We start from the raw sequence: 21,573 nt of genomic DNA, 5'->3' as shown, positions 1-21,573 counted from the left end.
ACTCGTCGGTAACCTGCCCTTGCGACGGGACTCTACCCCCCGGCGCCAGTACGCTCAACGGCCATGGATCTTCGGCAACTGGGCCGCACCGGCCTGCGCGTATCCCGGCTCGGGCTCGGCACGTTGACGTGGGCGAGGGACACGGAGGAGCCGGACGCCGCGGAGCTGCTGAAGATGTTCTGGGAGGCCGGCGGCACTCTGCTGGACACCGCCGATGTGTACGCGGACGGCGGTGCCGAGTACCTGCTGGGACGGCTGCTGGATTCCCTGGTGCCGCGCTCCGAGCTGGTGATCGCCACCAAGGCGGGCAGCGTGCCCGATCCGGACCGCCGCTTCGACGCCTCCCGGGGCCATCTGCTCGCCGCCCTGGACGCCTCCCTGGAGCGGCTGGGCACCGACTACGTCGATCTGTGGCAGGTGCATGCCTTCGATCCGATGACCCCGCTGGAGGAGACGCTCCAGGCCCTGGACATCGCCGTGAGCAGCGGACGGGTCCGGTACGCCGGCGTGTCCAACTTCTGCGGCTGGCAGCTCGCGAAGGCCGCCACCTGGCAGCTGAGCGTGCCGGGGGCGCGCACCCGGCTCGCCAGCACCCAGATGGAGTACTCGCTCCTCCAGCGCGGCGTCGAACGCGAGGTGCTGCCGGCCGCGCTGGACCTGGGCGTGGGGCTGCTGCCGTCCTCGCCGCTGGGGCGCGGGGTGCTGACCGGCAAGTACCGGCACGGCACCCCGCCCGGCTCGCGCGGCGCCTCCAGCACCCTGGCCGGGTTCGTCGCCCCCTATCTGGACGCGCCGGGACGCCGGGTGGTGGACGCGGTGGCCACGGCGGCGGACGGCCTGGCCGTCACCCCGGCGCAGGTGGCGCTCGCCTGGATACGGGACCGGCCCGGGGTGGCCGCGCCGATCGTGGGGGCGCGCACGGCGCGGCAGCTGAACGAGGTGTTGTCAGTGGAGGACCTTAGGCTTCCTGACGAGATCTGCCGGGCGCTGGATGACATTTCGGCCCCGGTGCACCACTACCCGGACCATGACTGGAGTTCGCTGTGACCGACGGGAGCCAGCCGCCGCCGTCCACCGAGGGCGCCCCCGCGGACCCGGCCGCCGCGCTGCGGGCCGCCGTGCGGGCGGTGGAGAGCGGGGAGCGGTCGGCCGCGTCCTTCTTCTCCCGGCCCGAGCCGGCGCCGCGCCGCCCGGCCGCGCCGCCGCGCGCCCGTACCGAGGGCCCGGTGCCCGCGCCGGGCGGGGCGCAGGCCCCCATGCCGGAGGGCCTGGTGGAGCTGCTGGCGCGCGGCGGCGCGCCCGCGGAGCTGGCCGGCCCGGTGGCCACCGCGCTCGGCGAGGGCGCCACCGCCGAGCTGGCGGACGACCCGTGGCGGCTGCTCGCGGTGCCCGGCATGCTCCCCGGGCAGGCGGACGGCTTCGCGCGGGCGCTGCTGGGCACCGCCTGCGACCCGCAGGACGTACGCCGGGGGGTGGCCCTGACCGGCTGGCTGTTGGAGCGCGCGGCGCTGGCCGGGCACACCGCGCTGGAGTCGGGGGCGCTGGCCGAGAGCCTGGCCGGGCAGGGCGTGGCGGACCCGGAGGAGACCCTGCGGGCCGCCGTCGAGGAGGGCGCGGTCCTGGTCTTCCAGGACACCGTGGCGGTGCCGGGCGAGGAGGAGACATCACCCGTGCGGGTGCTCTTCGGTCTCGACCGCTGCGCGCTGGCCGAGGAGAGCCTGGCCGACGGCCTGGCCCGGCTGGGCGGCTCCGCCCCGGCCGGGGCCGCGCCGGACGCGCCGGGCTGGGCGGAGGCCGCCGCCGGGGCGCCGACGCCGTCGGCCGGCGAGCTGATCACGGCCGTGGCGGCGCACACCGTCGTGGCGCACACCGGGGGCGAGGCGGCGCGCGCCGAGCCGGCCGCGCTGGTCGCGGCGGCCCGGGGCCTGGGGCTGCGGGCCTACGCGGCGGCGCACGGCCCGGACGGCCGGGAGCGGCTGGCCCGGCTGCTCCCGGAGGGCGCGGCGGACGCGGCGGTCACGGTGGCCGGGCTGCTCAGCGGGGCCGAGGGCCCGGAGCGGGACGCGGAGGGCGCCCTGGCCCTGGACCTGCTGGCCGTGCTGGACACCCCGCAGCTGACGGTGGAGACGGCGGCCACCCTGGTGGAGTCGTTGCCGGACGGCGCCCGGCTGGTGCTCAGCGGCGACCCGGCGGTGCTGGGCGCGGCGGGTCCCGGGCAGGTGCTGGCCGACGTGCTGGCCTGCGGCGCCGTTCCGCACCTCACCTCCCGCACCCCGGACGCCGGCCCGGTGGGCGAGCTGGTCTCCGGGATCGCGATCGGCGAGCTGTACCAGGTGGCCGCGCCCGACCGGGAAGTGGTGATCGTGCCGGCCGCCGACGCCGGCGAGGCGGTGCACCGTACGGTCCAGCTGGTCACCGACTCCATCCCGCGCGCGGTGGGGGTGCCGGCCGCCGAGGTGCGGGTCATCACGGTGGGTCACGGCGGCGCGGCGGGCACCCGGGTGCTGAACGCGGCCCTCAAGGAGCGGCTGAACCCGGGCCCCGGGCGGTTCGCCGGCTTCGACCCGGGCGATCAGGTGGCGTACTCCCCCGCGCCGGGCCACACCCGGCCGGCCACCGTCACCGGGGCCGACGCCGAGGGGCTGCGGCTGACCTGTCCCGACGGGCCCGTCACCGTCCCCCGGGACCGGGTGGCGCGGGCGGTACGGCACGGCTGGGCCATCACCGCGCACCAGGCGGCCGGGGCCCGCTGGCCGGCCGTCGTCGCGGTGCTGCCCGGGGACGCGGTGGCGGCACTCGACCGCTCCTGGATCTACACCGCCTTCAGCCGGGCCGAGCGGCATCTGTCCGTGGTGCAGGGCGCCGGGCCCGCGCTGGCCCGCGCGGTCGCCGAGCCCCCGGCGGGGGCGCGCGGCACCCGGCTGGCCGCGCTGCTGCGCCCCCAGCCGGTGCCCGGCGGCTGAGGGGCGCGCGCAGCGGGCGGCCCCGTGCGCTCAGCGCACGGGGCCCAGGTCCTCCTCGTCGAAGGCGTCGCTGATGTCGAAGCGGCAGATCACCCGCTCGGCATCGACCGCCTCGAACGGCGCGGCCAGCCACTCCCCCGGCTCCACCGGCTCGTCGGCGGCGGCCACCCACAGCGTGGCGTCCCCCTCCTCCAGGCCGAACTCCTTGTGCCGGGTCGCGATCTCGTCCGGATCGAACTCGCCGAAGATCACCCCGAGCGCGGCGTGCAGGCTGCCGCCCGCCGCCTCGTGCGCGCCGGCGGCCTCGGCGCCGCTGGTCTCCGGGTCGAGTTCGGTGACGCGCTGCGCCTGGCCGCGCAGCCGCCGGGGGTCCACCACGACATAGTCGCGGCGCATGAAAACGCTCAGATATTCGGGGCGTTCCGGTCCGGCGTATCCGGTGCCGCCCTCGGTGGCGGGGACCTCGAAGGGCGTCACCTCGTCGTAGACGTCGTACAGCAGCTCGTCGTACACCTCACCGGCGGCGGCCATCTCGTTGAACGCGGTGTACACCTGGGCTTCCGCGTCGGTGTCGGCGCCCTGTCCGGTGGCGCGCCGTTCAATGGCTTCCAGGTGCCGGTCGATCGCGTTCTTGAGCGCGTCGGCGGCGGCGCGGACTTCGGCAGCGGTCGGCTGCACAGCATCAGACATGGTGCAGACGGTATCGGCATCGGGCCCCTGGACGCACAATGGATTCGATGCCGGAATATGAGTTTCGTGATGTGTATGTCCCGCGCGGGGTCTCCCGCGCCGCGGCCACCCGGCTGCTGACCGACCAGGCCGAGTACGGGCAGTGGGAACTGGCCCGGCTGCGGCTGTACCCGGACGGGAGCCGCCGGGTGCGGCTGAGACGGCGGATCATCCGTCAGCTGCGCCCCACCTGGTAGCCGCCCGGAAGCACGCAGGGGCCCCGCGCACGCGCGGGGCCCCTGGTGGAAAGCGGCTCGTCAGGACTGCTGCGCCGCCCGGCCGCGCCGGTACAGCACCACGCCGCCGATCATCAGGCCGGCGCCGAGGGGAAGCATGACGCCCAGGCCCGGGCCGCTGCTGCCGGTCTCGGCCAGCTCGCCGCCGCCCAGCTGCTCGGAGGGCTCGTTGCCGGGCCCTTCCTCGACCGGGGTCTCCGAGTCGCCGCCGCCGGAACCGCCGGCGCCGCCCGAGCCGGAACCACCGGAGCCACCGGGAACCTCCGGCTCCTCCTCGTCGCCGCCGCCGGAGCCGCCCGACCCGCCGGGACCGCCGGAGCCGCCGGAGCCGCCCGGCTCCTCGGGCTCGGGCTGCTCGGGCTCACCGGGGCTGCCCGGCTCCTCGGGGTGCTCGACCGGGGGCTGCTCGGTGTGGCACTCGTTGCCGAAGACGGGGTTCAGCACGCCGACGACGTCCACGCCGTTGCCGCAGGCGTTGACCGGGATGTCGATCGGAGCCTGGATGTTGTTGCCGGAGCCGACGCCGGGCGAGTCGACAGCGCCGCCCTCCGCCTGGGCCCCGCCCTGCCCGGCCTCATGGCCGGGGTCGTGCTGGCCGCCGCCGGGAGTGCCGCTGTGGCAGGTGTTCCCGAACGCGGGGTTCAGCACGCCGATCACATTGATCGTGTTGCCGCAGACGTTGACCGGCACATTGATCGGCACCTGAACGGTGTTGCCCGAGGCCACGCCGGGTGAGTTGACGGCACCGCCATGGGCGTCGGCGTCGGCGTGTGCCGTTCCGCCCGCCATGGCCAGCATCCCGCCGGCGGCGGCTACGGAGAGCAGGCCCTTCCTGGTGACCTGTCGCATGGTGTTTCCCCTGCCTTGTTCCAACATGGAGGCGCGGGGTGGGGGCTGAGGGCATCCCGCGCCCTGCGTAGAGACCCCGACGGTCCCGGAGCGCCGTACGCGCTCCGGGACCGCCCGAAGTCAAGCCCTCATGGTGTGGGGGCCGAATGTCACTTGGCGATGCAGGTGTTGCCGAAGGTGGGGTTCAGCAGACCGATCACGGAAACGGTGTTGCCGCAGACGTTGATCGGGATGTGAACCGGAACCTGCACCACGTTGCCGGAGATGACACCGGGGGAACCCACGGCCGCACCCTGGGCGCCCGAGCTGGCGACGGCCATGCCCGCACCCGCGAGCACCAGGCTGCCGGTGGCGGCCGCGGTGGCGACGACCTTCTTGATCATGCTTCCTCCTTGTAGACAATGCGGGCCCAGCAGGGCCGCATCACGAGTAACGAGGAGGCGAGAACAAGGCTACGAGGCTTAAGGGATATTCACCCATCCCGAGTAACATCGCACACGAGAGCGGTTCAGCATTCGTCGAGGAAACGGTCCAGGACCCGCACCCCGAACTGGAGCCCCTCCACCGGCACCCGCTCGTCCACCCCGTGGAACATCCCCGCGAAGTCCAGCTCCGGGGGCAGCTTCAGCGGCGCGAACCCGAAGCAGCGGATGCCCAGATCGTCGAAGGACTTGGCGTCCGTACCGCCGGAGAGCATGTACGGCACCGCCCGCGCGATCGGGTCGTGCGCGCGCAGCGCGGTCTGCATGGCGTCCACCAGCGCGCCGTCGAAGGAGGTTTCGACCGCCTTGTCGGCGTGCACGTCCTCCCGCTTGACCCGCGGACCCAGGATCCGGTCCAGATCGGCCAGGAACTCCTCCTCGTAGCCGGGCAGAAAGCGCCCGTCGACGTGGGCGGTCGCCTGACCGGGGATCACGTTCACCTTGTACCCGGCGCCCAGTTGGGTGGGGGCGGCGGTGTTCTGGAGGGTCGCGCCGATGATCTTGGCGATGCCGCCCAGCTTGGCGAGGGTCTCCTCCATGTTCTCCGGGTCGAGTTCGGTGCCCAGCGCGTCCGACAGCTCGTCCAGGAAGGAACGCACCGTCTTCGTCACCCGCACCGGGAACGTGTGCCGCCCCAGCCGCCCGACCGCCTCGCACAGCTCGGTGATCGCGTTGTCGTTGTTGGTCATCGACCCGTGCCCGGCGGTGCCGTCCACGGTGAGCCGCATCCAGTGGATGCCCTTCTGCGCCGTCTCCACCAGATACAGCCGCAGTTGCTCGTTCACGGTGAACGAGAACCCGCCGACCTCGCCGATCGCCTCGGTCACCCCGTCGAACAGATCCCGGTGGTTGTCCACCAGATGCCGCGCCCCGTACACGCCCCCGGCCTCCTCGTCGGCGAGGAAGGCCAGCACGACGTCCCGCGGCGGCTTGCGGCCACTGCGCATCCGCTCCCTGACCACCGCCAGGGTCATGGCGTCCATGTCCTTCATGTCGACCGCGCCGCGCCCCCACACGCAGCCGTCGGCGATCTCACCGGAGAACGGATGGTGCGTCCAGTCCTCGGCGTTGGCCGGCACCACATCGGTGTGCCCGTGAATGAGCAGCGCGGGCCGGGAGGAGTCCTCGCCCTCCATCCGCGCCACCACGGAGGCCCGCCCCGGGTGCGATTCGATGATCTGCGGGTCGAGCCCCACCTCGGCCAGCTGCCCGGCCACGAACTCGGCGGCGACGCGCTCCCCCGGCCCGGAGTGATCGCCGTAGTTGCTGGTGTCGATACGGATCAGGTCGCGGCACAGATCCACGACCTCCTGCTCGGCCCGCTGCCGCCCGCCGGTGTCCGACTCGCTCACGCTGCGCTCCTTACACGATGGAATCCCCCCATCCTCTCCCACGCCCCCCGGAGATCACCAAGGCCGGGACTTTGCTATGGTTTCCCTCAGTCACAGCGACACACCCTGTCCGGGTGGCGGAATGGCAGACGCGCTAGCTTGAGGTGCTAGTGCCCTCTTATGGGCGTGGGGGTTCAAGTCCCCCCTCGGACACCAGCAGGAACCCCAGTTCACCTGGGGTTTTTGTGTTTTTCCGGCAGGGTGGGGGGCGGATGCACAGCACCGACATGTCCCGCGGTGCCCGGCTGGCCGCCCACGGCGGGGCGGCCACCGCGCTCGCGCTGTGCAGTGATCGTGAGCTGGGCACGCTGGTGGACGGGGCCACAGCGGTCGGTTCCGGTATCGGGGGGACGACCGTCCTGCTGGAGATCGCGGACACCCCGGTGTTCGTCAAGCAGGTGCCGCTGACCGCGTTGGAGCTGCGGCCGGAGAACCGGCACTCCACGGCGAACCTGTTCGGCGTGCCCACGTTCTGCCAGTACGGCTTCGGCGCCCTCGGCGGCCCCGGCTCCGGAGCCTGGCGGGAGCTGGCCGTGCACACCATGACCACGAACTGGGTGATCGCCGGGGACCACGAGGGTTTCCCGCTGATGTACCACTGGCGGGTGCTCCCCGGGCCCGGCGAGCCGCTGCCCGGAGAACTGGCCGATGTGGACCGGGCCGTCGCCTACTGGGGAGGACGGGCCGGGGTACGCCGCCGGATCGAGGCCCTGGAGCAGTCCACGGCGCGCCTTGCGCTGTTCCTGGAGTACATCCCGCAGAACCTGCACGACTGGCTGGGTGAGCGGTTCGCCGCCGGTGAGGAGGCGGCCGGGCGGGCCTGCGCCACGGTGGACGCCCAACTCCGGGCGGGCGCCTCCTTCATGGCCGAGCGGGGCCTGCTGCACCTCGACGGCCACTTCCGCAACATCCTCACCGACGGCCGCCGCCTGTACTTCGCCGACTACGGCCTGTCGCTCTCCTCCCGCTTCGACCTCTCCCCGGAGGAAACCGCCTTCCACGACCGCAACCGGACCCACGACCGGGCGTACGCCGCCTCGCATCTGGTGCACTGGCTGATCACGGCCCGGTACGGGGCCGGGTGCGGCTGGGACAAGCGCTACGCGCTGGTGCGCGCGTGCGCCGCGGGCGAGCGGCCGGCGGGGATGCCGGAGGCGGACGCCGCCGTCGTCGCCCGCTACGCGCCGCTCACCCTGGTGATGTGGGACTTCATCCGGGCGTTCCAGGCGGAGAGCCGGGAGACCCCCTATCCGCTGGAGGCGCTCCGCCGCGCCGGCCTCACTGGAGCAGGTACGTCGTGATGCTCCGGCCCGGGAGCACCGCGGTGAAGGAGCCGCCCGACAGGCCGGGCCCGGGCTGGGCGGCGAGGGTGCGGCCCGCGTCGGTCACCCAGGACAGCACGCTGGAGCGGGTGGTGTTCTCCAGCACGAACCGCTGACTCACCGCCGCGTCGCCCTTGTTGACCGCGACGACGACCAGCCGGCTGCCGTCCCCCTTGTAGGCGGAGGTGTAGACGTTCGGCGCGGGCTGGGCGGTCGCCTCGATCCGCCGGTGCCCGGGGCGTACCCACTTCGAGAAGTGCGCCATGCCCGCACCGCGCTTGCTGATGGTCCCGTTCTCCCGCATCGGACCGTAGCCGCGCCGGATGTACCACCACACGTACGCCTGGAACTCCGCGTCCACCAGGGAGCGGTGCACGTGCTCGCCGACGTCGAGGGCCTGCGGCCACAGGTCAGCCGAGTCGCTGCTGTTGGGGTAGTACACCTCGGTCATCCACAGTTCCTTGCCCGCGCCGCGCTGCCGGAAGAGCGGGTAGGGGAAGTTCTGGAACTGCGTGCCGTAGAGATGCGCCCCGAGGATGTCCGTGTTGGCGAGGGCCTGGGCGTCGTTGAGGATCGGGTCGGAGAAGCTCTTCACGTACTGGAAGGACTCCGGGGCGATGACCCGGGTGCCGATCGACCCGGCGTTCTCGCGCAGGAAGCGGACCATCTCGCCGGAGGTCCACCAGGTCCAGTCGTGCGCGTAGTCGGGCTCGTTCTGCACGGAGATCGCGTACAGCTCCACGCCGTTGTTCCGCATGAACTGGTGGAAGTCGTTCAGGTGCTGGGCGTAGGCGCCGTACATGTCGTGCCGCAGCCGCCGGGCGTTGGTCTGGTTGCCGCGCACGAACGTCTCCGTCATGTGCGCCGGCGGGTTCCACGGGGACGCGATGACGGTGGCCCCGAGTTCGATCGCGCGCCGGGCGGTGGCCACCTCCCGGCTCCAGTTCGCCCGGTCCTCGTGCACCGGAATCCGCAGCACGGTGAAGCCCAGCTGCCCCTCGCCGTTGCCGAAGGCGGTGTTGCGCTGCTCGGGGGTGAGGTCGCTGATCCAGACCGTGTGGTTCATGCCGCCGAAGCCCCGGATGAGCTGCCGCTCCGCCGCCGGGGAGATGATCACGTCGGCGGCGGTGCGCGGCGCCGGGCGGGTGCCGGCCGCGGCGGCGGGGCCGGCGGCGACGAGCGGCAGGGCCGCGCCCGCCCCCAGTGCCGCGAGGACGGTCCTTCTGTTCGGCGGTTCCGGACGGGCCGACCCGGACGCGTTCTGGTGTAACGCCATGTCGTCTCTCCTCAGCGCCACGCACCGACAGGTGCTTTGGGAGCGCTCCCAAAGCACGGCGCGACCGACGGCTCTGCCGGACAACGGGAGCGGAGCGGGTGCCCGCGCGGAACCACGGGCTGTTCGGGATGTGGAACACCGTGCCCACCACCGAACCGCCGGTGACGGTAACGGCGCCTCCCACCACCGTCAACCGTCCGCGCACCCGCTCGCGCGCCCGTCAGCGGGGAGCCGACCCGCCCGTCCGGTGGTGCGGGGCAACGCCGTGCGGGCGCTATGCTCTTGAAAAGTATTTTCATGTTCATTGGCTGGTCTCCGGACCTCGTCGAGGAGGCACCACCGTGGCCGCCCCCGGTTCGTCCACCCTGGACGCTGTCGCCGCGGACACCGCGCGGTCCGTCCTGCGCGACACCGCCTTTCTGCGCCTGTGGGCCGGCTCCACGGCGTCCGGCCTGGCCACCTGGGCGATGCCGTTCGTCATCGGTCTGGCGGTGCTGCACGACACCATCACCCCGGCCGCGCTCGGTCTCGTCCTCGGTGTCCGCACGGTCGGTTTCCTGGCTGCGGTGCCCATCGGCGGCGTGCTCGCGGACCGGCTGTCGCGCCGGGCGGTGGTGCGGTGGTCCGGGCTGGCCGCGGCGCTCGCCTCGCCCGTACTCGCGGCGGGGCTCGGGCGTTCCGTGGCGCTGATGGCCGTGGCCGCCGCCGTGGTGGGGGCGGGCCAGGGCGCCTGCCGGCCGGCCTTCCAGGCCCTGACCGCCGAGGTCGTCGATCCCGGGCGGCGCCAGGAGGCCAACGCCGCGATGACCCTGGCCGTGCGCGTGACCACGCTGGCCGGGCCCGCGCTGACCGCGGTGCTGGCCGCGTTCCTGAACGTACCCGTTCTGCTGCTGGGCACCGGCGCGCTGTGGCTGGCCGCCGCGCTGCTGCCGCCGCCCGGGAGCCCGGCCCCCGCCGCCCGCGGGGCCGGACACCGGCCGGGGTTCGTCGCCGAGTTCACCGAGGGCGTGCGGGAGGCCCGGCGTCATCCCTGGTTCCTCGGGGGTCTGGCAGCGCTCGCCGCCGTCATCACCACCGGCTACTCGGCGACCGGTGTCCTGCTGCCGATGATCAGCCGGGACCGGTACGGCACCGAGGCGGTGCTGGCCGCCGCCGTCACCGCCTACGCCGCGGGGGCGCTGCTCGGCGCGCTGCTCATCGCCCGGCTGCGCCCGCGTTCCCGGGGCTGGGCCGCGCTGGCCGCCCTGGCCTGCTACGGGTTCGCCCCGCTGAGCCTGTGGGCGCCGGTGCCCGCGCTGCTGGTGGTGGCGGCCTACGCGGTGGCCGGGGTGGGGATCGAGCTGTTCAACGTCCCCTGGTTCACGGCCACCCAGCGCGAGGTGGAGCCGCGGCTGCTGGCCCGGGTGTCCTCGCTCGACTTCATGGTGTCCTACGGCCTGGCCCCGGTCGGACTGGCGCTGATCGCCCCCGCCGCGGACGCCTTCGGGGCGGGGCCGGTCCTGGCCGTGTGCACCGTCGCCTGCTTCCTCGTCCCGGCCGCCGCGGCGCTGGTGCCCACGGCCCGTCATTTCTCGCGGAGCGCGCCGGCCTGACCGGGCGGGGGGCGGGGGCGGACGGGGACGGCGGCCTACGTCTCTTGACGAAATCACGGTCGTACAGAATGCTTATTCGACAATGAATTTCATCGTCAGCAAGCGGCGGCCCGCGCAGCCCTCCCTCCCGGACCATCCGGCCCCCGCCACCCCCGGCACCGGCCGCGGCCTCGGTCTCGGTCTCCCCGTGATCGCCCTGCTCGCCGTGCTGCTCGTCTCCGTCGTGCTGGCCATCGGCCTCGGCCCGGCCACCATCTCCCCCGCCGACACCACCCGTTACCTGTGGGCGGCCCTCACCGGAGGCACCCTGCCGGCCGGGGACCTGACCGGCTACCAGATCATCTGGGAGGTCCGCACCCCTCGCGTCCTGCTGGCGGTCGTCATCGGCGCCGGACTGAGCGTGGTCGGCGTGACGGTGCAGGCGCTGGTACGCAACGCGCTGGCCGACCCGTTCGTCCTCGGCGTCTCCTCCGGCGCCTCGGTGGGCGCCGTCACGGTCATCGTCACCGGCGCACTCGGCGCGTTCGGCATCCACGCCCTGTCGGCCGGCGCCTTCGCCGGCGCGCTCGCCGCCTCGGCCCTGGTCTACCTGGCCTCCTACAGCCGCGCCGGACTCACCCCGCTGCGCCTGGTCCTGACCGGGACCGCCATGGCCTACGGCTTCCAGGCCGTGATGAGCGTCCTCGTCTACCTCGCCCCCGACGGCGAGGCCACCCACACGGTGCTCTTCTGGATGCTCGGCGGACTCGGCGCCGCCACCTGGGGCTCGCTGCCGACCGTCGCGGTGATCGTCGCCGCCGGGACGTTCCTGCTGCACCGGCACGCCCGCACCCTGGACGCCATGGCGCTGGGCGACGAGACGGCCGCCAGCCTGGGCGTGGACACCGCCGCCCTGCGGCGTACGCTCTTCGTCCTCACCTCCCTGATGACCGGGGCGATGGTCGCGGTCAGCGGGGCGATCGGCTTCGTCGGGCTCGTCATGCCCCACCTGGTCCGGATTCTCGTGGGCGCCCGCCACTCCCGGGTGCTCGTGCTCGCCCCGCTCGTCGGCGGCATCTTCATGGTCTGGGCCGACCTCGTCGCCCGCACCCTGGTCGCCCCGCGCGAACTGCCGCTCGGAGTCATCACCGCCCTGGTCGGCGTCCCGGTGTTCATCACCCTGATGCGCCGCAAGGGCTACGTGTTCGGAGGCCGCTGATGATCCTGCGACTCGACGCGCTGGGGGTCGAGCGGAACGGCCGCGCCCTGGTCCGCGACCTCTCCCTGGAGGTCGGCGCCGGCCAGATCGTGGGCCTGGTCGGCCCCAACGGCAGCGGCAAGTCCACCGCGCTGCGCTGCGTCTACCGGGCGCTGGCGCCCACCACCGGCGCCGTCCTGCTGCACGACCGGGACCTGACCGCCCTCACCCGCCGGGAGAGCGCCCGCCGCATCGCGGCCCTCACCCAAGAGGGCGGCTCCGAACTCGACTTCACCGTCGCGGAGATCGTCGCCCTGGGCCGTGCCCCGCATCTGCGGGGCAACCAGGCGCTCGGCGCCCGGGAGCAGGAGCTGTGCCGGCGTGCCATGACCCAGCTCGACGTGCTCCACCTCGCGGACCGGGGCGTCCTCACCCTCTCCGGCGGCGAGCGGCAACGCGTGCTCGCGGCCCGGGCCCTGGTGCAGGAACCGGAGGTGCTGGTGCTGGACGAGCCCACCAACCACCTCGACATCCGCCACCAGATCGAGTTGCTGACGCTGCTGCGCGCCTCCGGGCTGACGGTGGTGATCGTGCTCCACGACCTCAATCTGGCCGCGGCCGTGTGCGATCGCATCGGTGTCCTCGCCGAGGGCGCGCTGGTCGCGGCGGGCACCCCGCGCGAGGTGCTGACCGCCCGTCTGGTGCGCGCCGTCTTCGGCATCGACGCCACCGTCGTCCCCCATCCGCTGACCGGCGATCCCCAACTTCTCTACTCCCTGGGAGCCCCCGCATGACCCGACGTTTCCTCGCCGCCGCCCTCGCCGCGGCGGCGCTGCCGCTGGCCGCCTGCGGCGCGGAGGTCGCACCGGACGACAGCCGCCCGGACGCCGGCCCGGTGACCGTGCCGCGCTGCGGCGAGGAGGTGACGTACCGGGTACCGCAGCGGGCCGTGGTGTACGAGGCGGGCAGCGCGGACAAGATGTTCGTCCTGGGCCTCACCGACCATGTGCACGGCTATGTGATGCCGCCCGCCAACCCGCCGGTGGAGGAGTCCCCGTGGGCCGCCGAGTACGCGAAGGTGGAGATGCTCAGCGACGATCTGCTCAACCGCGAGCTGGTGGTGGACGCCGAGGCGGACTTCGTCGTCGCCGGGTGGCGCTCCGGCTTCAGCGACGAGCGCGGCATCACCCCGGCGATCCTGGACACGCTGGGCATCCAGAGCTTCATGCACAGCGAGACCTGCTACAACTACCCCGGCCATCCGGTGGAGTTCACCCCGGTGGAGGGGCTGTACCGGGACCTGGAGCTGCTCGGCGAGATCTTCGGCGCCCAGGAGCGTGCCGGGGAGGTGGTCGCCGGGATGCGCGAGCGGGTGGCGGCCGTCCGGGAGCAGGCGCCGCAGGGGCCCGCGCCGCGGGTCTTCGTCTACGACGCCGGAACGGACCAGCCGTTCACCGCGGGCAACCAGGCCCCGCCCAACGAGATCATCGAGATCGCGGGCGGCGAGAACATCTTCTCCGGGCTGACCGACCGCTGGACCTCGGTGGGCTGGGAAGCGGTGGTCGAGGCCGAGCCGGAGATCATCGTCGTGATGGACTACCAGGACCAGCCGGTCCAGGAGAAGATCGACTTCCTGAAGTCCTCCCCCATCACCCGCAATCTTCCGGGGGTCCGGGCGGACAACTTCTTCGTCCTCGACTACAACGAGGCCATCAGCGGCCCGCGCATCATCGACGGCGCGGAGGGGCTGGGGGAGTTCATCCGCACCGAGTACACCGCCCCGGCCGGCGGCTGACCGGGGCGGAGCGGGTTCGGGCCGGCCGCCCGCGCCGGGCGGGTGCCCGGCGCGGGCGGCCGGTCGCCGTCCCGGCCTCCGGTGCGGCTCACCGGAAGGCCGGGACGACCTCCTCGATGAACCGTTCCAGCGAGGCGCGCTTCTCCTCGTGGGACAGCCCGGTGTCGATCCAGAAGCTGTACTCGTCCACGCCCAGCTCCTCGTAGGCCCGCAGCCGTTCGATGACCTCGGCCGGGGTGCCGATCATCGCCGTTTCGCGCAGCGCCTCGGGGGCGAACTCGGGCCGCTGCGCGAACTTGGCCTCGGGGCTGGGCGCCAGGAAGCCGTTCTCGGGGGTGGTGCTGTTGCCGAACCAGGCGTCGAAGGTCCGGTAGAAGCGGTTGATCGCCTCGGCGGCCGGGCGCCAGCCGTCCGCGTCCCCGGCGGCGTGCACGTGGGTGTGCCGCAGCACCATCAGCTCGGGGCGCGGCACCTCGGGGTGGTTGGCCACCGCCGTGTCGAACTTCCCCTTAAGGGCGACGACTTCCTCGTCGCCCTTCATCAGCGGGGTGACCATGACATTGCACCCCTGTGCCACCGCGAAGTCGTGCGAGGCGGGGTCGCGGGCGGCGATCCACATGGGCGGGGTGGGCTGCTGCACCGGCTTCGGCACGCTGGTGGCCGTGGGGAACTGCCAGATCTCGCCGTCGTGCGCGTAGTCGCCCTGCCACAGGGCCCGTACGGCGGGCACCAGTTCGCGCAGGTGCTTGCCGCCGTCCCGGGCGGAGAGGCCGCCCGCCATCCGGTCGAACTCGAACTGGTAGGCGCCCCGGGCGAGTCCGACCTCCATGCGGCCGTTGCTGATGACGTCGAGCAGCGCGCATTCGCCGGCGGCCCGGATGGGGTGCCAGAAGGGCGCGATGATGGTGCCCGCGCCCAGCCGGATGGTGGAGGTCCTGGCGGCGAGGTAGGCGAGGAGCGGCATGGGGCTCGGGGAGATGGTGTACTCCATCGCGTGGTGCTCCCCGATCCACACGGTGCCGAAGCCGCCGGCCTCCGCCATCAGTGCCAGCTCGGCCAGGCTTTCGAACTGCTCCCGGTGGCTGACCTTTTCGTCCTGGCGTTCCATGTGGACGAACAACGAGAACCTCATCACTGCTCCTTTTCCGCTGGGCCGGCCGGGTCCCGTCCGGCGGCGTCCAGCTCGGTGAGGGTGACGTCACCGGTGGCCCAGTGCGTACGGGGGACTTCGTGCACGACGACCCGGATGTACTCGGGACGGGTGCCGGTGGTGCGCAGCACCGCGCCGTGCACCTCGTGCAGCAGGGCGCGCAGTTGCGCGGGGGTGCGGCCCTCGGCGAGGGTGACGGTGACCTGGGGCACGGTCAGCTCCGCATCGTGAACGGGTCGGCGACCGGCTCTTCGCCGGTGTTGATCCACACGCTCTTGAGCCGGGTGTACTCCTTGATGGTCTCGGTGCCGTGTTCGACGCCGACGCCGCTGGTCTTGAAGCCCTGCCGGGGGGACATGGGCGACATGGCCCGGTAGGTGTTGACCCAGACGGTGCCGGCCTCCAGGCGGTCGGCCATCCGGTGGGCGCGGGAGAGGCTGGTGGTCCAGACGCCCGCGGCCAGCCCGTACTCGGTGTCGTTGGCGATCCGGACGGCCTCTTCCTCGGTGTCGAAGGGCAGGACGGCGAGTACGGGGCCGAAGATCTCCTCGCGCACCACCCGCATGCTGTTGTCGACGTCCACGAGGATGGTGGGTTCGTAGAACCAGCCGCCGAGGCCGCCGCCGTCGGTGGCGCGTCCGCCGGTGAGTACGCGGGCGCCTTCCTCGCGGCCGAGGTCCACGTAGCCGGCCACCTTGTCCCGCTGGTCGGCGAAGGCGAGGGGGCCGAGTTCGGTGGTCTCCTCCAGCGGGTCGCCGATGCGGATGGCGCGGGCGCGGGCGGTGACGCGTTCGAGCAGTTCGTCGTGGACGGAGCGGTGGACGAGGACGCGGCTGCCGGCGATGCAGGTCTGTCCTGCGGCGGCGAAGATGCCGGCCACCACGCCCATGGCGGCGTTGGGGATGTCGGCGTCCTCGAAGACGATGTTCGGGGATTTGCCGCCGAGTTCGAGGGTGGAGCCGATGAAGCGGCCGGCGGCGGCGGAGGCGATCCGCGATCCGGTGGCGGTGCTGCCGGTGAAGGAGATCTTCGCCAGGCCGGGGTGGTCGACCAGCGGCTGCCCGGCCTCGGCGCCGAAGCCGGTGACCACGTTGACCGCGCCCGGCGGGAAGCCGGCTTCGAGGGCGAGTTCGGCGAGCCGGAGCACGCTGGCCGAGGTGTGTTCCGAGGGTTTGACGACCACCGTGTTGCCGGCGCACAGGGCCGGGGCCAGTTTGCTGCTGGTGAGGGTGAGCGGCGAGTTCCACGGGGTGATCGCGCCGACCACGCCCAGCGGTTCGCGGGCGGTGTAGTTGAGCACCCGGCGGTCGGAGGTGGGGATGACGTCGCCGTGGATCTTGTCGGCGAGTCCGGCGTAGTAGTGGTAGTACTCCGGGAGGGTGGCGAGCTGGCCGCGCATCTCGCGCAGCAGTTTGCCGTTGTCCAGGGTCTCCGTCCGGGCCAGTTCCTCGGCGTGCTCGGCGATCAGGTCGCCGAGCCGGCGCAGCAGGTGGCCGCGCCGGGTCTGGCTGAGGTCGCGCCAGCGCGGGTCCTCGAAGGCGGCGGTCGCGGCGGTGACGGCGCGGTCGATGTCCGTGGCGTTGCCGCGCGCCGCCCGGTACAGGGGCCTGCGGGTGGCCGGGTTGGTGCTCTCGAAGTACTCCCCGGCGGCGGGTGCGGTCGGCTTCCCGCCGATGAAGTGCTGGAGCGTGGTGGGTTCAGGCATGGGCGCGCTCTCCGATGAAGTGGGTCAGGGCGTCGGCGAACGCCTCGGGGCACTGGACGGGCAGCATGTGCCGGGCCCGGGGGACGACGACCGCGCGGCAGTCGGGCAGCGCGGCGGCGAGCCGGTGGGTCATGGCGGGGGTGGAGCCGGGATCGTCCGCCCCGGTGAGGGCCAGCGCCGGGGTGGTGATCTCCGCGAGGTGCGGGGCGAGTTCGGCGTCGGCGGTGGCGAAGACGCGGTAGCAGGCGAGGAAGGACCCGGGGTCGTTGGCCAGCAGGGTGGCTTCGGTGCGGGCCACCAGGTCGGGACCGACGCCGGTGCCCGCGTACCAGCGCTCCAGGGAGGCGGCGGCGCTCGCGGCGACGTCGGTTTCCGCGGTGCGCAGCCGGGCGAGTACGGCGGCCCGTTCTCCCGGGGTACGGCGGCACACCGAGCTGATGGAGGTGAGGGTGGCGGCCCGGCCGGGGTTGTGGAGTGCCACATGCTGGGCGATCAGCGCGCCGAGCGAGAATCCGGCGAGGTGGGCGCCCGCCGGGACGGTGGCGGCGATGTCGTCGGCCAGTTCGGCGAGGGTGATCCCGTCCGGGACCGGCGGGCGGGCGCCGTGGCCGGGCAGGTCGGGGGTGAGGACGGTGAAGCGGTCGCTCAGGAGCACGGCGGCGGGCTCCCACATGGTGTGGTCGAGCCCGACGCCGTGCAGCAGCACCAGCGTCGGCTTGCTCATGTCACCTCTACTGTTCGGTCGCCAGCGGTGCCAGCCGCTGCTGGGGGCGTCCCTGGGCGGCGGCGGCGAGGGCGACGACGATCTCGCCGGGGTGGGGGGCGTCGGTGATCCGGACCTCGATGCTCTGGTGGTGGGAGCGGATCGTGGCGTCGGTGATGTGCTTGAGCGGGATGTCGAAGAGGACGCCGGCGGGTCCGCGCTTCTCGACGGCGGGCAGCAGGGTGGTGGCGTCGGCGGCCTTGCGGAAGTGGTCGCCGAACTTGAGGGTGTGGATCAGGGCGGAGCCGTGTTCGATCTCGCCGTCGAGGCCGACGATGGCGGCTTTGCCGTACGCCTCGGCGGGCGCGCCGAGCGCTTCGAGCACCGCCGGGGCGAGCAGGGCCCCGAGGTCGGAGGCGTGGGCGTCGATGCCGGGGGCCAGGTCCTCGACGAAGCCCCGGCCGGCCCACGGATTGGCGATGACGGCGGCGACGACGGCGACCTTGGCCGGGGTGGCGACCTCCCGGCCGCCCTCGGTGCGGATCTCCTCGACGACGGTCACGATCTTGCGGACGTTCATGACGGGGTGGCCTCCAGGCTTGCGGCGGTGACGGTGCGGTCGGTGGTGCGGTCCCCGATGCGGGGGTGCGGCCGGGGTCCGGTGGACGCGGCGGCGATGACGACGATCTCGTCGGCGCGCGGGGCGTCGGGGACCCGGGCGCTGATGGTCTGGTAGTGGCTGCGGGTCGCCGCGTGGGTCTTGTGCCACAGGGGGACGGTCAGGGTCTCGCCCGCCTCGGCGCGGGTGTCGGCGAAGCAGATGATCGACGTGCCGGCCAGGAACTCCCGTACGAGATTGCCGAAGTAGGGCGTGTGGATGAGCGCTCCGGCGTGCTCGATCTCGCCGCCGGTGCCGACAACGGCGGCCTTGCCGAACGCCTCGATCTCCTCCACCGGGCCCAGTGCGGCGATGAGCCGGTCGGTGAGCAGGCCGGCGAGGACCGGAGCGATACGGGCCTGGGCCTCGGACAGGTCGGCCGAGGGTCCGCTGTGCAGCCAGGGGTTGGCGATGACGGCGGCGACGCTGGCCCGCCGGGCGGGCCGGGCCGGGGGGTGGCCGGCCTCCGTGACGACCACGTCGCGGTAGAGCACGAGCTTGCGGAGACCGATGGAGTGATCCGGGCGATCCGGAGTGCGCTCTTGCATGCCACAGGACGATAGGCATCCGTCTTGTCTCGGTCAAGAGTTGCGTCCGAGAGACCGTTCCGAGCGGACTCCGGCTCGCTCGGCACCGCCCACACACAAGCGCTAGCAGGCTTTTCACTGATCCTGGGACCGGTATCCGATTCATTCCGTCCGATCTCTTGACCCGTGCTGGGTGACATGCATTACTGCTCCTTGCATGCCAGCGGCGAAGCTGGCGACCCTGCGGACGCAAGGAGCCCCATGTCCAGTCACCTTGGGACGGGTGCGGAGATCACACCCGCGGAACCGCCGGGGAGCGACGCCGGGCCCGCCCCGGAACGCGGCGGGCTCGGCCGGCTCGGGTCCGTCTTCTGGACCTCCACCGGCATCTCGCTGGTGGTCGTGGCCTGGGCGGTGCTGTTCACCGAGAACCTCAACAAGGTCACCTCGGCCTCGCTGGGCTGGGTCACCGAGACCTTCGGCTGGACCTATCTGGTGGTCACCCTCGCCATCCTGATCTTCCTGGTGTTCCTGGCCTTCAGCCCGGCCGGCGCGATCCGGCTCGGCAAGGACACCGACCGCCCGGAGTTCTCGACGGCCACCTGGCTGGCCATGCTGCTGGCCGCCGTCATGGGGATCGGACTGATCTCCTACGGCGTCGCCGAACCCATCTCGCACTTCGCGGACCCGCCGCACGGCCTGGCCGAGCCCCACACCCCGGAGGCGGCGGCGCGCGCCCTCCAGTACTCCTACTTCGACTGGGGCCTGCACGCCTGGGCGGTCTTCGCCGTCTTCGGACTCGCCATCGCCTACGCCACCCACCGCAAAGGCCGCCGCGCCCTGGTCAGCCAGCTGTTCGTGCCACTGCTCGGCGACCGCGTGAACGGCCCGATCGGCAAGACCATCGACGTCCTGGCGGTCTTCTCCACCCTCTTCGGCACCACGACGTCCCTGGGCCTGGGCGCCCTCCAGCTCAACAACGGTCTCGGCAGCCTGTTCGGCGTCCCGGTCAACTCGGTGAGCCAGGTGCTGATCGTCGCCGCCCTGACCTCCATGTTCACCCTCTCCGCGGTGACCGGCATCAACAAGGGCATCAAGTACCTGAGCCAGCTCAGCACGGTGCTCGCCATCGCGTTCGTCGCCTTCATGCTGATCGTGGGCCCCGCGGCCTTCGTTGCCAACCTCTACACCGAGTCCCTGGGCCTGTGGGCCACCGACTTCTTCCGGATGAGCCTCCAGGGCACCGCCTTCGGCGGCCTGGAGTGGATGCAGCTGTGGACCTACTTCATGCTCGCCTGGTGGGTCTCCTGGGGCGCCTTCGTGGGGATCTTCCTGGCCCGCATCTCCCGGGGCCGCACCATCCGGGGCTTCATCTCCGGTGTCCTGGTCGTGCCGAGCGCCGCGTTCTTCACCTGGTTCACGGTCTTCGGCGGCACCGCCATCCATGTCGACCTGTACCAGGGCGGCGACATCGCGCGGCAGACGGCCGCCGACCTCAACACGGCGTTCTTCGCCACCCTCGACCACTTCCCGCTGGCCGGTGTCACCTCGGCCGTGGCCATCCTGCTGGTGGTGATCTTCTTCGTCACCAGCGCGGACTCCAACACCTATGTGCTGAGCATGATGACCTCCGAGGGGTCGCTCACCCCGCGCCGTTCCGTCCTCGTCCTGTGGGGCGTCATCACCGGGGTCACAGCCGTCGCCCTGCTGCTCGCCGGCGGGCTGAACGGCCTCCAGAACACCGTCATCGTCACGTCCCTGCCGTTCCTCGTGGTCATCGCCGGACTGGCGGTGTCCTTCCGGAAGGAACTGAGCGCGGACCTCGCCGCCCGGCCGGGCACGGACCCGGAGAAAGAAGAGAAGGAGAAGGCAGATGCCGGACAGTAACGCCCGCCGCGAACTGATCGAGACGACCTGGGCCGCCGTCTGGGGACGGGGCGAGGTGGACGCCCTCGACGCGCTCCTCGCGCCGGACTACCTCCGGTACGGCAGCGACCCGCAGCCGCAGCCCCTGGCCGGCTTCAAGTCCGCGATCCTCACCACCCGGGCCGCGTTCCCCGACCTGACCACCACCATCGACGACATCCTGCTCGACGGGGACCGGGCCGCGATCCGCTGGCACAGCACCGGCCGACATGAGAACCCGTTCCTCGACGTCCCCGCCACCGGGCGGCGCGTGCGGGTCGCCGGCGCCACCTTCGCCCGGTTCGCGGGCGACCGGATCGCCGAGGAGCACGTCACCTGGGACCCGCGCGCCCTCCTCTCGGCGCTCGGCGTCTTCCCGGTGGGGCAGGACTGACGCCCGCGATGACGGCCCCCGCCCCCGCCGCCGCCCCGGCCGCCGCCCGCGCCATGCCCACGGGCGCGACCACCGGCACACCCACCCGTACCGCGACCGGCACGACCGGCACGACGATCACCACCGCCACCGCCACCGCCACCACGGCACGGACCAGGACAAGGAGCACCGCCATGACCGCACTCGCCGCCACCCCCGGCATCGATGTGATGAAGCAGGTCAACCGGCAGTTCGTCACCGGGGTCACGGTCGTGACCGCCATGGACGGCGAGACACCGAGGGGCCTGGCGGTCAACGCCTTCTCCAGCATCTCCCTCGACCCCGCCACCGTCATGGTGTGCGTCCAGCGCACCTCCTCCACCCACGACTGCCTCTTCCGCGCCGGCCACCTCGCCATCAACATCCTCTCCACCGGGCAACTGGACGTCGTCGGTGTCTTCGCCGGCAAGTCCGCCGACAAGTTCCGCCAGGTCGACTGGGAGAGCGGACCGTTCGGCAGCCCGCTGCTCACCGGAAGCAGCGCCCGGGTGGAGGCCGAGATCCGCGAACGGCTCCAGGCCAGCACCCACACCATCTTCATCTGCCGGGTGGTGCACGCCGATGTCGCCGAGTGGCCGCCCATGGTGTACGGCGCGGGTAAGTTCTTCGACGGGGGCGCGCTCGCCCCGCTGGGATGACCGGTGACCGCAGGGACCGACGACCGGCGGCCGGCCCGGGAG

General features: G+C 72.8%; 22 protein-coding genes and 1 tRNA gene. 12 read left to right on the top strand and 11 right to left on the bottom strand.

Annotated features, from left to right (window positions below; all coding sequences use genetic code 11):
• Window positions 1-63: 63 nt before the first annotated feature.
• Complete coding sequence (locus BM385_RS05565; RefSeq protein WP_019434968.1) at window positions 64-1,047, top strand: aldo/keto reductase; 984 nt, start codon at window positions 64-66, stop codon at window positions 1,045-1,047.
• Window positions 1,044-2,963: an ATP-binding domain-containing protein gene (locus BM385_RS05560; protein ID WP_019434967.1), complete on the top strand. Its 1,920-nt coding sequence runs from the start codon at window positions 1,044-1,046 to the stop codon at window positions 2,961-2,963. Before BM385_RS05565 ends, BM385_RS05560 begins: the two co-directional genes overlap by 4 nt.
• Window positions 2,964-2,993: 30 nt before the next feature.
• Here the strand turns inward: BM385_RS05560 and BM385_RS05555 are convergent, their stop codons facing one another.
• Complete coding sequence (locus tag BM385_RS05555; RefSeq protein WP_026047631.1) at window positions 2,994-3,653, bottom strand: hypothetical protein; 660 nt, start codon at window positions 3,651-3,653, stop codon at window positions 2,994-2,996.
• Window positions 3,654-3,700: 47 nt separating this feature from the next.
• Here BM385_RS05555 and BM385_RS05550 point away from each other — a divergent pair, with 47 nt between their 5' ends.
• On the top strand, window positions 3,701-3,889 hold the full coding sequence (locus BM385_RS05550) for a DUF5703 family protein (RefSeq protein WP_026047630.1): 189 nt from the start codon (window positions 3,701-3,703) through the stop codon (window positions 3,887-3,889).
• A 60-nt stretch (window positions 3,890-3,949) separates the two neighbouring features.
• Here BM385_RS05550 and BM385_RS05545 read toward each other — a convergent pair whose 3' ends face one another.
• The 3 genes from BM385_RS05545 to BM385_RS05535 form a co-directional block, all read right to left on the bottom strand.
• Complete coding sequence (locus BM385_RS05545; protein WP_093842348.1) at window positions 3,950-4,777, bottom strand: chaplin; 828 nt, start codon at window positions 4,775-4,777, stop codon at window positions 3,950-3,952.
• Between the two features lie 149 nt (window positions 4,778-4,926).
• Entirely contained in the window at window positions 4,927-5,160 is a 234-nt protein-coding gene (locus tag BM385_RS05540; RefSeq protein ID WP_019434963.1) for a chaplin, read from the bottom strand.
• Window positions 5,161-5,285: 125 nt separating this feature from the next.
• Window positions 5,286-6,611 (bottom strand): M20/M25/M40 family metallo-hydrolase, encoded by a 1,326-nt coding sequence (locus BM385_RS05535; protein ID WP_019434962.1) that lies wholly within the window; start codon window positions 6,609-6,611, stop codon window positions 5,286-5,288.
• 107 nt (window positions 6,612-6,718) lie between these two features.
• Between BM385_RS05535 and BM385_RS05530 the strand changes: the two genes are divergently transcribed.
• Both BM385_RS05530 and BM385_RS05525 read left to right on the top strand, forming a co-directional pair.
• Window positions 6,719-6,806, top strand: a tRNA-Leu gene (locus BM385_RS05530).
• 56 nt (window positions 6,807-6,862) lie between these two features.
• On the top strand, window positions 6,863-7,951 hold the full coding sequence (locus BM385_RS05525; protein ID WP_093842347.1) for a hypothetical protein: 1,089 nt from the start codon (window positions 6,863-6,865) through the stop codon (window positions 7,949-7,951).
• On the opposite strand, the gene xynC is transcribed toward BM385_RS05525, so the two are convergent.
• On the bottom strand, window positions 7,929-9,248 hold the full coding sequence (gene xynC, locus BM385_RS05520; protein WP_093842346.1) for a glucuronoarabinoxylan endo-1,4-beta-xylanase XynC: 1,320 nt from the start codon (window positions 9,246-9,248) through the stop codon (window positions 7,929-7,931). The two genes, BM385_RS05525 and xynC, sit on opposite strands and share 23 nt — an antisense overlap.
• A 341-nt stretch (window positions 9,249-9,589) precedes the next feature.
• Here xynC and BM385_RS05515 point away from each other — a divergent pair, with 341 nt between their 5' ends.
• From BM385_RS05515 to BM385_RS05500, 4 genes are all read left to right on the top strand, one after another.
• Window positions 9,590-10,840: an MFS transporter gene (locus tag BM385_RS05515; protein WP_093842345.1), complete on the top strand. Its 1,251-nt coding sequence runs from the start codon at window positions 9,590-9,592 to the stop codon at window positions 10,838-10,840.
• 82 nt (window positions 10,841-10,922) lie between these two features.
• Window positions 10,923-12,038 (top strand): FecCD family ABC transporter permease, encoded by a 1,116-nt coding sequence (locus BM385_RS05510; protein WP_380980898.1) that lies wholly within the window; start codon window positions 10,923-10,925, stop codon window positions 12,036-12,038.
• On the top strand, window positions 12,038-12,811 hold the full coding sequence (locus BM385_RS05505) for an ABC transporter ATP-binding protein (protein ID WP_093842344.1): 774 nt from the start codon (window positions 12,038-12,040) through the stop codon (window positions 12,809-12,811). Before BM385_RS05510 ends, BM385_RS05505 begins: the two co-directional genes overlap by 1 nt.
• Window positions 12,808-13,812: an ABC transporter substrate-binding protein gene (locus BM385_RS05500; protein ID WP_019434956.1), complete on the top strand. Its 1,005-nt coding sequence runs from the start codon at window positions 12,808-12,810 to the stop codon at window positions 13,810-13,812. The genes BM385_RS05505 and BM385_RS05500 overlap by 4 nt, the downstream gene beginning before the upstream one ends.
• Window positions 13,813-13,900: 88 nt before the next feature.
• On the opposite strand, the gene BM385_RS05495 is transcribed toward BM385_RS05500, so the two are convergent.
• Genes BM385_RS05495 through BM385_RS05470 form a run of 6 tightly spaced genes read right to left on the bottom strand, consistent with a single transcriptional unit; the run spans window position 13,901 to window position 18,576 of the window.
• Window positions 13,901-14,944: an LLM class flavin-dependent oxidoreductase gene (locus BM385_RS05495; RefSeq protein WP_019434955.1), complete on the bottom strand. Its 1,044-nt coding sequence runs from the start codon at window positions 14,942-14,944 to the stop codon at window positions 13,901-13,903.
• Window positions 14,944-15,174: a tautomerase family protein gene (locus BM385_RS05490; RefSeq protein WP_019434954.1), complete on the bottom strand. Its 231-nt coding sequence runs from the start codon at window positions 15,172-15,174 to the stop codon at window positions 14,944-14,946. The genes BM385_RS05495 and BM385_RS05490 overlap by 1 nt, the downstream gene beginning before the upstream one ends.
• A gap of 2 nt (window positions 15,175-15,176) precedes the next feature.
• Window positions 15,177-16,667 carry an aldehyde dehydrogenase gene (locus tag BM385_RS05485; RefSeq protein ID WP_019434953.1) on the bottom strand — a complete coding sequence of 497 codons (1,491 nt, stop codon included), beginning with the start codon at window positions 16,665-16,667 and terminating at the stop codon, window positions 15,177-15,179.
• Window positions 16,660-17,391 (bottom strand): alpha/beta fold hydrolase, encoded by a 732-nt coding sequence (locus BM385_RS05480; RefSeq protein WP_019434952.1) that lies wholly within the window; start codon window positions 17,389-17,391, stop codon window positions 16,660-16,662. Before BM385_RS05480 ends, BM385_RS05485 begins: the two co-directional genes overlap by 8 nt.
• A gap of 7 nt (window positions 17,392-17,398) precedes the next feature.
• Window positions 17,399-17,950 (bottom strand): amino acid synthesis family protein, encoded by a 552-nt coding sequence (locus tag BM385_RS05475; protein ID WP_093842343.1) that lies wholly within the window; start codon window positions 17,948-17,950, stop codon window positions 17,399-17,401.
• Complete coding sequence (locus tag BM385_RS05470) at window positions 17,947-18,576, bottom strand: amino acid synthesis family protein (protein WP_026047625.1); 630 nt, start codon at window positions 18,574-18,576, stop codon at window positions 17,947-17,949. Before BM385_RS05470 ends, BM385_RS05475 begins: the two co-directional genes overlap by 4 nt.
• Before the next feature lie 240 nt (window positions 18,577-18,816).
• Between BM385_RS05470 and BM385_RS05465 the strand changes: the two genes are divergently transcribed.
• The 3 genes from BM385_RS05465 to BM385_RS05455 are packed head-to-tail and all read left to right on the top strand — an operon-like array spanning window position 18,817 to window position 21,531.
• On the top strand, window positions 18,817-20,442 hold the full coding sequence (locus BM385_RS05465) for a BCCT family transporter (protein WP_175542923.1): 1,626 nt from the start codon (window positions 18,817-18,819) through the stop codon (window positions 20,440-20,442).
• A complete protein-coding gene (locus tag BM385_RS05460) occupies window positions 20,429-20,854 on the top strand; it encodes an ester cyclase (protein WP_093842342.1) in 426 nt (141 codons plus the stop codon). Before BM385_RS05465 ends, BM385_RS05460 begins: the two co-directional genes overlap by 14 nt.
• An 8-nt stretch (window positions 20,855-20,862) precedes the next feature.
• Window positions 20,863-21,531, top strand: a complete 669-nt coding sequence (locus tag BM385_RS05455; RefSeq protein ID WP_254791444.1) for a flavin reductase family protein — start codon at window positions 20,863-20,865, stop codon at window positions 21,529-21,531.
• Window positions 21,532-21,573: the final 42 nt, after the last annotated feature.

Origin of the sequence: Streptomyces harbinensis, from assembly GCF_900116145.1 — a bacterium.
Lineage (GTDB): Bacteria > Actinomycetota > Actinomycetes > Streptomycetales > Streptomycetaceae > Streptomyces > Streptomyces carpaticus.
The sequence above is the reverse complement of the archived record's forward strand: the minus strand, read 5'-3'. Positions and strand labels throughout refer to the sequence as shown.